Origin of the sequence: Streptomyces sp. KR55, assembly GCF_052245645.1 — a bacterium.
Lineage (GTDB): Bacteria > Actinomycetota > Actinomycetes > Streptomycetales > Streptomycetaceae > Streptomyces > Streptomyces flavusporus.
Genome location: NZ_JBQQCE010000307.1, coordinates 1 through 11793 on the forward strand (window position 1 = coordinate 1; position 11793 = coordinate 11793).

An 11793-nucleotide genomic window follows, 5' to 3' on the forward strand; every position below is an offset into this window, starting at 1 on the left:
ATCTCGCGCTGCACACCCTGGTTGGGGATCCGGCGCTGCACCAGAGAGAGGCCGAGCAGCGCGCTCAGCACTTGATGGCTCAGGCACACCGCGAGGAAGGGGTGCCTCGCGGCCAGGAGCCGGGACATCGTCGACCTGAGATGTGCGATCTTCGGGTGCCCCAGTTGTCCCGGGTCGCCCGGTCCCGGTCCCAGGACCAGCAGGTCGTACGCCGCCATGTCGTAGTCCTCGTCGAACCGGCACACGGTCGCCTCCACCCCGAGGGAGCGGATCTGGTGGGCGAGCATCGCCGTGAAGGTGTCCTCGGCGTCGACGACGAGCACCCGGCGTCCTGTCAACTCGGCCGACACATGGGCCCTGTTCTCCGGCTCGTCCAGCCAGAATTCCGCGACGGTGGCATTGCGGCCCGCCAGCGCGGCCTGGACGTCGGGATGGGTGGCGAAGCGGCTGGGTGCGGGCTCGGCGAGCGCGGCGAGCAGCCCCGACACCTTGGCCCGGGTCTCTCGGGCCTCGGACTCGGGGTCGGAGTGACGCACCAGGGTTGCCCCCACGCCGATCCGCAGGCGGCCGTCCGCTGTGATGTCGGCCGTGCGGATCAGGATGGACGAATCCAGGGTGCGGTTGCCGCCCGCGTCCCGACCGATGAGTGCGGCGACCCCGCTGTAGTAGCCGCGCCCGATCGGCTCGTGACGGCTGATCACCTTGGTGGCGTTCTCCAGCGGCGATCCGGTCACCGTCGGGGCGAACAGGGTCTCCCGGAGGATGTCGCGTACGTCGCGGTCGGTGTGTCCCTCGATGAGGTACTCGGTGTGTGCGACGCGGGCCATCTCCTTGAGGTAGGGGCCCGTCAGGCGTCCGCCGAAGGGGCAGACCCGGGCCATCATCTTCAGTTCCTCGTCGACCACCATGTACAGCTCGTCGGTCTCCTTGCGGTCCGTCAGGAAGGACAGCACGCCGTCGAGCGTGGGGCCGCCGGGAGGATAGCAGTACGTGCCGCTGATGGGGTTCATGACGGCCGTGCCGTCGCGCACGCTGACGTGCCGCTCGGGGGTCGCACCCACCAGGACGCGGTCGCCCGTGTGCACGAGGAACGTCCAGTAGGCGCCCCTTTCCCGCTCCAGCAGCCGGCGGTAGATCGAGAGGGCTCCGGCAGTCGAGAAGCCCGGTAGCCACGCCGTGAAGGTGCGTTTGATCACGAAGTTCGCGCCTTGGCCGGTGCCGATCTCGTCGGCGATCACGCGACGCACGGTGTCCGCGTACGCCTGGTCGGAGACGTCGAACCCGTCCTGGTCGATCTTGACCGGCTCGTTCGGCAGCCGCAGCCGGACATCGGCGAGCGGCAGGGTCTGCTGGGCGGTGACCGTCATCGCGATCAGGGGCTCGCCGTCGTCGTGGGCGGTGAATCCGCGCTCGGTGATCTGCCGGTACGGGACCAGGGCGAGCAGTTCGTGGCCGCCTTCCGGGGCGGCTTCCCTCGGCAGCGGCAGGTCGGCCAGGGCGGCGCAGTGAGCCGTTTCGGTCAGCAGGACCTCTATGGTCTCCGGGCCGGTGGCCTGCGGGCGGTGCAGCAGGGCGAAGGCGGGCGCGGAGCCGTCCAGGACGCGGGCGAGGAGGTCGCGGGCGTCATGGGTGCGGGCCGGCCCGGCCGTGGGTGGGTGTTTCCCGGTCACCGCGTTTCCTCCGCCACGGGCGCCATGAGGGTGTCGCACAGGGCCGCCGTGGTGACGACGGCGGCACACCGCTGGGCGGCGTACTGGAGAGCCAGCCGGTGGTGTTCGGCGGAGAAGTCGGCGACGGCATCGGCCACCAGGAACGGCTGGATGTCGTGGCTGAACGCGTCCATCGCGGTCATCAGCACGCCGACGTGCGCGTAGACGCCGCACAGGAGGAGTTGGTCACGGCCGGTGGCCCGTATCCGTGCCAGCAGGTCGGTGTTGAAGAACGCGCTGTAGCGCCACTTCGTGAACGTCCAGTCGTCGGGGGCGGGTTGGAGGGCGGCGACGATCCGGCGGTGTTCGGGTGCTGTGCGCATGCCGGGTCCCCAGAAGTCGGCCAGCAGGCCGCGCTGGTGCGGTGTCATCCCACCGGGCTGGGCGGTGTAGGCGACCGGGACGCCGAGGGCGGCGCAGCGCTGCCGCAGCAGTGCCGCGTTGCGGATGAGCGGGGTGCGGGGTGCGGAGTCCTGCGGGAACGGTTTGAGGAAGTAGTCCTGCATGTCGTGGACGAGCAGCACGGCACGCCGCGGGTCGGCCCGCCAGTCGACGACCGGTGCGGGGAGGTCGTCCGGCAGCGGCAGCGGGTAGGGCTCGATCGGTGGTATGCCGGACATGCAGTGGTTCGTCCTTTCGTGCTGTGCGTGAGGGGGAGGTGCGGGTCCTCTACGTCGGAGCGCCCAGGGTCGCCCCTCCGTCGACGGTGAGCGTGTGCATCGTGATGTGGGCAGCCTCGTCCGACAGCAGGAAGCGGACGGCGTGGGCGACGTCCTGCGGACGTGCCACTTTGCCCAGCGGGATGCCGGTGCGGTACGCGGCCGGATTCCCGGCGACGGAAGCGGCGATTGCGGCCCCGTCGGCGTGCATGCCGTGCAGCATCGGGGTGTCCGTGGAGCCGGGAGCGACAAGGTTGCAGCGGATGTCGTGCCGGGCGACCTCCAGGCCCAGGCACTTGGTGAAGGCGGTGGCCGCCGCCTTGGACGCGGCGTACGCGGACATCTGCGTACGTGCGGTGCCCGCCGCGTTCGACACGACGGTGACGAGGGCACCGCGCCGACGCGGAATCATGCGGTTGACGACCGCCCGGGACATGTAGAAGACGCCGGTGCTGTCGACCGCGAAGGTGGCGTTCCAGTCCTCGTCGCTGAGCTGTCCGGCCTCGGCGAGGCGCAGCACCCCGGCGGCGTTGACCAGGTAGTCGATGGGTCCCGACTCCCGTTCCACGGCGTCCACCACGGCCTCGACCTCGGCGGACGACGTGACGTCCGCCGGCCGGCCCTGCACCGACAGCCCGTCGGCGGTGAGCTTTTCGACCGTGGCGGACAGCCGGTCGCGGTCCAGGTCCACGCCGACGACCGTGGCGCCCTGTTCGGCGAGCAGCCGGGCCACGGCCGTACCGATGCCGCCCCCGGCACCCGTCACGAGGGCGATCCTGCCGTTCATGCGGTCACCTCCGTCGTCGTGTGCGGCCGGCCAGCGACCGGACGGCCGCGGCGAAGGGGGCGAGCGCCATCCGCAGACCGCGGGCGGCCGACGGGCTGATGTCGCCGATGCGATCGATCCGAACCGGGGGCAGTTCGGGCCGCAGTGCTCTGCGGACCGACTCGGCAGCCGCCAGGCCCGACCGCACCGCGCTCTCCATACCGGCCACGCCCGGCGGGGCCGCGCAGAAGTCGCCGGCGATGTGCACGTTGGCCAGTGCGGTGGTGCTCTGCGGCCGGTAGCGACCCGATCCGGGGCCCGGAGCGAAGAACGGTGCCGCGAAGTGCGGCTGGTAGCAGACGTGTTCGATGTCGTCCCAGGTGAGCTCCGGAAGGAAGGTCATGAGCTCGTCCACCAGAATTTTGACCGCGTCCGCCTCGGACAGTTCCGCGAGCCGGGCGACACGGCCGACCACGCAGTTGAGCACGCTGGTGCGGTGTCGTCCCCATGCCCGGCCCACGTCGATGAGCGTGATCGCGTGCGGCGATCCGACCAGGCGGATGTGCTCGTCGGGCAGTCCCGGCAGCCGCCTTCGCAGGTACAGGTGCAGCGCTCCGAGCGGACGGGACGTCAACTCGTCGACGCCGTACGGTGGTCGAAGTGCTCCGGTGAGGTCGCTGCCCAGGGCGGACAGGCGTCCGTGCGGGACGGCGAGGACGACATGTCCGGTGACGTCTTCGGTCACGGCGGTGCCGTCGTCGTCGCGTACGGTGAGGGCCTGCAGCCGGTCACCGTGCACCGACACCTCGATCAGTTCCCTCCCGGTGCGCACCTCCACGCCGTCGGCTTCCAGCCGCTGCCGGAAGGGGCCGATAAACCACTGCTGGAGGTCGCCTCGCGGCATCCGCACCCGGCCGGGGTGCCGGGCGAACGCTGCGATGCTGCCGCGGAAGCCCGCCGCCGACACAGCATCGCTCTCCGCCGCGCTCGAGGCGACGAAGAGGTGCTCGATGTCGGCGATCGCCGCCTCGGTCAGATACCGGCGGCTGCGCAGGAAGTCGTGGAGGGACTCGTCGCGGGCACCGTACTCCTGGGAGAGCAGGTCGATCACGCCGTAGTAGAACAGCAGCCGATCGGCGGCCGGGGTGACCGCGGTGCGGAAGGCGGGGAACTCGCCCGGCAGCAACTGGTGGAAGTTCTTGGTCTCGCGCAGGTTGCCCGCGATGCCGAGCTCCGCCACGAGCCGCAGAGTGTTGCGGTACCAGGCGGGGAAGATGTGCACCCCGTGGTCCTCGACCCGGCCGTCGATCACCCGTGATCCGGCCATCCCGCCGAGCTCGGGCCCGGCTTCGAGCAGCCGTACCGGGAGCCCGAGGCCGCGGATCGTCCACGCCGCCGTCATTCCGGCGAGGCCGCCTCCCACCACGGTCACGCCGGTCATCGCAGCTCCGTTCCGTCGACGGCGGCCCGGTAGGCGGACATCGCCATGACGGGATAGATCAGGCGCAGCAGGCTGTCGCGCCAGTACAGGCCGTCGTGGTGCACCACCCAGGTGTGCCAGGGCTCGGCCCAGTCGCCGTCGGCCTGCTGGGTGCGGATCAGAAAGTCCAGGCCTGTGCGCACCGGCCCGCTGTCGGCGCGGCCGCCGGCGATGAGCGCGAGCAGGGCCCAGGCCGTCTGCGAGGGAGTGCTGTCGCCCCGCCCGATCCATGCCGGGTCGTGCAGCGCGCGGATGTCCTCACCCCAGCCTCCGTCGCTCTGCTGGTGTGCGACGATCCAGTCACACGCCCGGGTCACCGCCGGGTCGCTGCCCGGAACCCCGCACGCGGCCATGCCGGTGACGGCGGCGCTGGTGCCGTGCAGGTGGTAGCAGGCCCACCAGCCGGGCCACGACCCGTCCGGCTGCTGAGTGCGGCGCAGCCATTCGATGCCGCGGCGGGCCGCGGGAGTGTGAGCCTGGCCGTCGGCGCCCAGCGCCTCCAGGACGTGCCCGGTGATGTCGGCCGACGGCGCCTCCAGGAATCCGATTCTGGCCAGTTTGTCGCGTCCCGGCAGCCGCCAGCGCAGCGGTTCGAAGGCTGCCCAGCCGCCGTCCTCGCCCTGCTGGGACAGCAGCCACCGGCGGGCCCGCTCGCACGCCGCGTCGACGGCCGGGTCGGTGCCGCGCGGGTGGACGCGGCGCAGTGCGGCGACGGCGAACGCCGTGTCGTCGGCGTCGGGGTTGGCGTTGTTGGTGAACTCGTACGGCCAGCCGCCGGGGACGGGGTTCTTGGTCAGCACCGCCCAGTCACCCAGTTCGGTGACCTGGTTGGCGAGCAGCCAGCGCACCGCCGGTTGGGCCGCGGCCTTCTCCTCGGGGCCGCCGGCCATGGCGTTCGCGGACAGCGCGAGGGCGGTGTCCATGACCACGGAGGTCCACATCTCGATGCGGCGCTGCCCGTCCTTCTCGACCACGTATCGGTCGAGCCCGGCCATCGCCGCCGTGATGACCGGATGGTCCTGGGGGAAACCGATCGCGTCCAGCCCCATGACGACGTTGGCGGTCTGCGGCCAGTTTCCGCCCCAGCTGCCGTCCTTCTCCTGGGTGCGGATGAGCCACCTCGACTCCTTTCGGATCGCCCGGCGGCGCAGCGGACCGATCGGATGGCGGGCGTACCAGTGGCTCAGGGTGGTCGCGCACCGTACCGCGAAGGACCTCGGCAGCCGCCGGGCGCCGGGCTCGGCGAACAGCTCGCGTATGCCGAATCCTGCGGGGACGACGGGGCGGCGTGCCATGAACAGGCTGTTGGCCACGACGATGCCGCGGGCGGCGGCGCCGATCTGGTAGATGTTCCCGGGGCACCAGGTGGGCAGCAGGACGATCTCCGGCGGGATGAGCGGGATGTCGCGCCAGGGCCACAGCCCGATCAGGGCCAGCCACGCCAACATGATCAGGTTGTCGACCGACTCGATACCGCCGTTGCCACGGACCGAGGCGGCCGCCGCGCGCATCTCCGGTTCGTCGGGGTCATGACCGGCCAGGCGCAGGGCGACGTAGCAGAAGACGGAGAGCAGCAGCTCGTCAGGGCCCTGGTGGTACGACGTCCAGCCGCCCGTGGGTGTCTGCTCGCTGAGGATCGTCCGCGCGGCGGCGGCCACCGTCTCGTCCTTCGGCAGGCGCAGGTAATGCCGCAGGATGACCTCACCGGACTCACCGATCAGGCTGGTCTCGAAATCGCCCTTCCAGTATCCGGTGGGGTCCTGGCGCTCGCGGAGCGCATGGACGGCCAGGGCCAGGGAGCGCTCGACTCCCGGGACGAGCGCGCCGGCGTCGGTGGTCGTCATCGCTGGGTCCCTCTCGTCATCGCGTGGGTGGTCATGGCGGTGGATGTGGGCTCGGCGTGTGCGTCGTTCATGGCCGCGATCTTCAGCTGGCGGACGTACATGAAGACGGAGAAACTCACCACGAGCGCCAGCGCCGGGGCACCGACGATGTACGCCCACACGTGGCGGATGCCGAGCCGGCGCGCCTCGATGATCATGAATGCCGCGAGCGCCGCCCAGATCAACGCCAGGTCCGCGTAGATGAACTGGGATGCCAGATTCCGTGTCGCGTCGCGCAGGAAGTTCTCGATGACACCGAGCGGTCCCGCGTCGGCGTTGCGCACGACGAAGACGATGGCCAACGTCCCCATGACCAGGCCGCCGCCGACGGCGAACAGCCCGTAGAGGGTGCACAGTGCCCGGTCCCTTCCCCGCACATCACCCAGTCGCATGCCATCGGCCTCCGAAGTGGTCGGGCTCCGTCCGGTCACCTGACGGCACCGGATCGGCCCGGTCGTAGCGGTAGTCGTCGAGGTCGAAGTGCCTGGCTCGCCAGGCCGCCTCGTAGGTCGACGACGGGCGGACGGCGGGTGCGTCGCCGCGCTCGTCGAAGTAGTAGCTGTGCGTGCCGCGGCAACTGCCATGGAGGAACACCGTGTTCCGCTGCCGGCGCAGCACCCGGTGAAAGGACCTGTCGTGCTTCTCGGGCCGGACGACGGCCTGTGTGGCACGCCGTCGCCGGGCCTCTCCGATCACCCGCAGGGCATGGGTGACCTGATAGTCGATCATGCCGAACCAGGATCCGCCGGTGAAGGAGTACGGCCCGACGATGAACCAGAGGTTCGGGAAACCCTTGACCGAACTGCCCTCGTACGTCTGGAAGCGTTCCGCTCTCCAGAACTCCTTCAACTCCCGGCCGCCCAGCCCGTGCAGAGGGAAGGGCGGCAGGTTGTCCAGGACGTGGAACCCGGTGGCGAGGATCAGCACGTCGAACTTCTGCTCGTCGCCGTCCGCCATGCCGATCCCGGTCTCGGTGATGCGCTCGATGCGTTCGGTGACGAGCTGGACGTTGTCGCGGGTGAAGGCGCGCCAGTAGCCCTTGCCGAAGGACGGCCGCTTGCAGCCCAGTCGGTACGCGGGCGCGAGCCGGTCCATCAGATCGCGGTCGCCTTTGACCTGGCTGCGCAGGTACAGCCGGGAGACCGCTTCGCCGGCCCGCACCAGGAAGGGGAACCGTCGGTAGTGGATCATGGCGATGACGAAACTGAGTTCCGTCACGGTGTCCGTGAGGAGCCGGACGGTGCGCTGAGTCCACGGAGCCGCTCCGAACACCTTGCGGACGGCTCTCGGCACCGGAACGTCCGGCTTCGGGAAGACCCAGGTGGGCGTCCGCTGGTAGACGTGGAGCTGCTGCACCAACGGGGCGATCTCGGGGACCAGTTGGATCGCCGATGCGCCGGTGCCGATCACGCCCACGCGACGTCCGGTGAGATCCAGTGACGGGTCCCATCGAGCCGTGTGCACCACGTCGCCCGTGAACCGGTCGAATCCTTCGATGTCGGGTGCCTTCGGCTTGGTGAGCCATCCGGTGGCGCAGATGACGAACCGCGTCGTCATCGAGGTTCCGTCCGCCAGGAAGACCTCCCAGACGTGCTCCGCCTCGTGGTACTCGGCGCGTACGACCCGGGCGTTCAGGCGGAGATAGGGCCGCAGGCCGTACTTGTGGACGCAGTGGTCCGCGTAGGCCTTGAGTTCCTCGCCGGGAGGGAAGGCCCTCGACCAGGACGCGAAGGGTTCGAAGGTGAAGGAGTAGGAGAAGGCACTGATGTCCACGGCGATGCCGGGGTACCGGTTGGCGTGCCAGGAGCCGCCGACATCGTCCTGCTCGTCCAGCACCACGAAGTCGTCGATGCCGGCCCGCAGCAGCCCGATCGCCGTGCCGATCCCGGAGAACCCGGCGCCGATCACCAGCACTTCATGCTCCGGTGTCACCTGCACTCCCCTCCTTCCCCGGCCGGTCACAGCGCCAGGCCGATCGCCAGGAGGGTCCCGAACGCGAGCAGCAGCAGGCAGGTGTGCTCGAGGGCCGGTATCAGGTCGCTGCCGCGCGCCCCGCCGAGCACCCGGCGCAGCGGGAAGACGGCGAACGGGACGGCGCCGAGCACCAGCAGCGCCCCGGGGCGGGAGGCTGCCAGGAGCAGTGCGGACGCGAAGGCGAGGGCGACGCAGAGCACGTAGTACACGCGGGTGCGCCGGTCGCCTAGGCGCACGGCGATGGTGATCTTGCCGGCGGCCGTGTCAGTGGGTATGTCGCGCAGGTTGTTCGTCGTCAGCAGCGCGCAGGCGAGCAGGCCGATGGACACGGACGCGGCGAGGGCCAGCAGGGGTACCCGGCCGAGCTGGATGTACGCCGTGGCGCACACGGCGATGACCCCGTGGAAGAGGAAGATGCCGGCATCGCCCATGGAGCGGTAGCCGTACGGCCGGGAGCCGCCGGTGTAGAACCACCCCCCGAGCGCACACACCACCGCGAGCGCCAGCAGCCACCAGGAGACCGTCACCGCCATGACCACTCCGGCCAGGGCCGCCACGCCGTACAGGACCAGGCCGCAGCGCAGCACCTGCCGGGGTGACGCCCGCCCGGAGCCGACCAGCCGGACGGGACCCACCCGGTGGTCGTCGGCGCCCCGCACCCCGTCGCTGTAGTCGTTGAAGAAGTTCGTGCCGAGGACGAAGCCCAGCGCGAACAACAGGGTCAGGGCGGCCCGCCACCAGCTGAAGTGGCCCAGCGAGGAGGCGATCGCCGTGCCGACCGCGATCGGTGCCATGGTGACGGGCAGGGTCTTCAACCGGGCGCCGACCAGCCAGGTGCGCACCGCGCTCCCGGCCGGCCACTGAGTACTGGTCACCATTTCTTGCCTACTCCGAGATAGAGAACGCCGGTGGAACTGGTGGGGATCATGCGAACGTCCTCGCGCCGCCCGGCGAGGTACCGCATCCCGTCACGAAGGTGCGGACGCAGGCCGAGCAGTCTGAGCTCCACCCCCTGCGACCGCGCGGTCCGGGTCAGCCGCGCCCGGTTGACGAAGAGTCGGTGGTCATGGGTGCCGCGCGGTGGCCGGCCGGGCACGGGCGCGTTCTCGGCCAGGGTGATGGCGACCAGCCGGGCCAGCCGGGTGTCGGCGATCGTGTCCACGATCAGCGTGCCCCCGGGGCGCAACACCCGGCATGCCTCCCTCACCACCGCGAAGGGGTCCGGTACGTGTTCGAGGCACTGCCCCGCCGTGACGACATCGAACGACCCCTGGGCGAACGGGAGTCGGGCGATGTCGGCCCGGACGACCTCGTCGAACCCGTGCTTGCGCGCTTCGTTCAGCGACAGCGCCGACAGGTCCACGCCGACCACGCGATAGCCCTTGCCGGCCAGGTGGGGACCGAACAGCCCGCCCCCGCAGGCGACATCCAGCAGCCGCGCCCCTTCGTGCTCGGCAACGGGGACGAAGCCGGCGCGGGCACGCGCGATCCAGCCCAGCGGGGCGAGTGGCCCGCGGGGGTCCCACCATGTGTCGGCGAGAACGTCGTAATCGGTGATGAAATCGCTTCGCAGCGCTGGCACAGAGCACCCTCCGGAATACACCCGAGTCCAGTTCACTTTCCGGCTTGTGACCAGCCGTGTATTGCGGTTTCGGTCACGTCGCCGAATGCAGGCCGTCAGGTGTCGGTTGCGCGGTGTCCCGCAGCACCTGGAGGGCGGGATGCTGAGACGCGAATGTGTCGACGAGGTCGCGCAGGCACTGCCGTACGACCGGGGCGTGTTGCGCGGTGGCCGGATGGGACTCCACGGCGTACAGGGCATCCGACACATATCGCTGGGCCACGTCAGCGGCCCTGCCGATCGCACCGGACTCGTGCACCAGGGAAATCACTTCCTGACACTGTTCGCCGGAAAGCGGCTGCAGGCGCAGCAGGGATTGCAGGCGATCCCGGAAATCCTTGACGGCGTAGATCACCGGGAGTGTGTACACGCCGTTGAGAATGTCTTTCGCCGCTTGCTTTCCCGTTTCCCGGCTGCAGATGTCGAGGATGTCGTCCCAGATCTGGAACGCCATGCCGAGGTTGTGCCCGAAGCTCTCCAGTGCCGCCTGGGCGTCCTCGCTCGCTCCCGACTGCAGGGCGCCCATCGCGGCGGCCGTCCGCAGGAGGCGTGCGGTCTTGCCCGAGATGGCGGCAAAGTACTCCTCTTCGGTGCGAAAGGGATCGTAGAGCTGGCTGGACTCAAGCATCTGCCCCACGCACACGTCGATCAGCGTGTCCGCCATCGCCGTCATACGGGACATGCCGAGGGACGCGGCGGTCTGCATACAGCGCGCGAGCAGGTAATCGCCGGTGAGCAGCGCGACGGCTTCACCGTATTTCGCGTTCGCACTGGGCCTCCCCCGCCGCACCTGCGCACCATCGATCACATCGTCATGACACAGGGTGGCTAAATGCAGGATTTCGACGGCAGCGGCTCCGTCAATCACATGCGGAGGTGTGACTCCCTGCCACCCGTCCTCCAGCAGATACGAGGACAGCAGTACGAGAGTGGGCCGCAGCAGACGCCCCGTATTCTCCACGGCGTACATGATGGGGCCCTGAATCCGGTGGTTCGGTGGAACCACAAGAGAGCAGAGCGATTTCCGGACTCTGGACAGATCTTCTTGGAGTCGTTCCCGGACCTCAGCGATTGCTTCATCGTGCGGAGATTGGTTCCCGACAACAGTTGAAGCGTCCTTCATTCAGGCTTCCTTCCCCCGTGCCCTTGAAGGTCACCAACAGGCTAGGGCGTCAGCCAAGCCACACCAGGGCGCAAATTCAGTCAATCAACAAGGGAGGGGGAATTTCCGGATCCACTCTCACCGAGCGCACGCTAAATTCCGACATAAGGGATGAAAGGTTCAACCACCTGCACGGTCTGCAACCCGGATCAACCATTGAGTGTGACTCATGTCACACACAGTGCATCACGTCTCGGCGTGGCGGACAGTGCGTGTCCGGAACGCGGCGTGGACGTTCCGCGATGCGCTCCCTACAGTGAGGCACCGCCGATCACGCCCAGAGGGCACGAGTGTGTTCCTCGCGGCCGCGGTGGAGGCACTGCGCGACCTCCCCGCACCGCTGTTCCCCCGACCTCACCCCTTCGCCCGGGAGCGGACGCACTCCAGCTGAGAACGAGAAGGAGTTGGTGACGTGACTCCACCCACGCGTGAACGCGCGGGCTTCCTGCGTCGCCGCCTAAGCAGCGTCGCAGAGGGCCAGCCCGGCCCTGTTGAGGATGTTCAATGCACCGACGTGGTCGGCGTTCGCGGTCATGCCG

General features: G+C 69.5%; 10 protein-coding genes. All 10 read right to left on the bottom strand.

Translation table 11 applies throughout. The annotated features are described in order from the left end of the window. Positions 1-1670 (bottom strand): chorismate-binding protein (locus ACTWQJ_RS34430; RefSeq protein ID WP_443310395.1); only part of this gene is annotated, 1670 nt, incomplete at its 3' end. After that, a complete protein-coding gene (locus tag ACTWQJ_RS34435) occupies positions 1667-2329 on the bottom strand; it encodes an isochorismatase family protein (RefSeq protein ID WP_443310396.1) in 663 nt (220 codons plus the stop codon). The genes ACTWQJ_RS34435 and ACTWQJ_RS34430, both read right to left, overlap by 4 nt. 49 nt (positions 2330-2378) lie before the next feature. Beyond that, positions 2379-3155, bottom strand: a complete 777-nt coding sequence (locus ACTWQJ_RS34440) for a 2,3-dihydro-2,3-dihydroxybenzoate dehydrogenase (RefSeq protein ID WP_443310397.1) — start codon at positions 3153-3155, stop codon at positions 2379-2381. A 4-nt stretch (positions 3156-3159) separates the two neighbouring features. After that, a complete protein-coding gene (locus ACTWQJ_RS34445; RefSeq protein WP_443310398.1) occupies positions 3160-4575 on the bottom strand; it encodes an FAD-dependent oxidoreductase in 1416 nt (471 codons plus the stop codon). After that, positions 4572-6458, bottom strand: coding sequence for a squalene--hopene cyclase (gene shc / locus ACTWQJ_RS34450; protein ID WP_443310399.1), 1887 nt, complete (start codon positions 6456-6458; stop codon positions 4572-4574). The genes ACTWQJ_RS34445 and shc overlap by 4 nt, the downstream gene beginning before the upstream one ends. Further along, on the bottom strand, positions 6455-6889 hold the full coding sequence (locus ACTWQJ_RS34455) for a DUF2834 domain-containing protein (RefSeq protein WP_443310400.1): 435 nt from the start codon (positions 6887-6889) through the stop codon (positions 6455-6457). Before ACTWQJ_RS34455 ends, shc begins: the two co-directional genes overlap by 4 nt. After that, entirely contained in the window at positions 6876-8429 is a 1554-nt protein-coding gene (locus ACTWQJ_RS34460) for a flavin-containing monooxygenase (RefSeq protein WP_443310401.1), read from the bottom strand. Before ACTWQJ_RS34460 ends, ACTWQJ_RS34455 begins: the two co-directional genes overlap by 14 nt. A gap of 26 nt (positions 8430-8455) precedes the next feature. Beyond that, positions 8456-9349, bottom strand: coding sequence for a 1,4-dihydroxy-2-naphthoate polyprenyltransferase (locus tag ACTWQJ_RS34465; protein ID WP_443310402.1), 894 nt, complete (start codon positions 9347-9349; stop codon positions 8456-8458). Continuing rightward, positions 9343-10053: a bifunctional 2-polyprenyl-6-hydroxyphenol methylase/3-demethylubiquinol 3-O-methyltransferase UbiG gene (ubiG, locus tag ACTWQJ_RS34470; RefSeq protein ID WP_443310403.1), complete on the bottom strand. Its 711-nt coding sequence runs from the start codon at positions 10051-10053 to the stop codon at positions 9343-9345. The genes ACTWQJ_RS34465 and ubiG overlap by 7 nt, the downstream gene beginning before the upstream one ends. A gap of 73 nt (positions 10054-10126) precedes the next feature. After that, positions 10127-11215, bottom strand: a complete 1089-nt coding sequence (locus ACTWQJ_RS34475) for a polyprenyl synthetase family protein (protein ID WP_443310404.1) — start codon at positions 11213-11215, stop codon at positions 10127-10129. Positions 11216-11793: the final 578 nt, after the last annotated feature.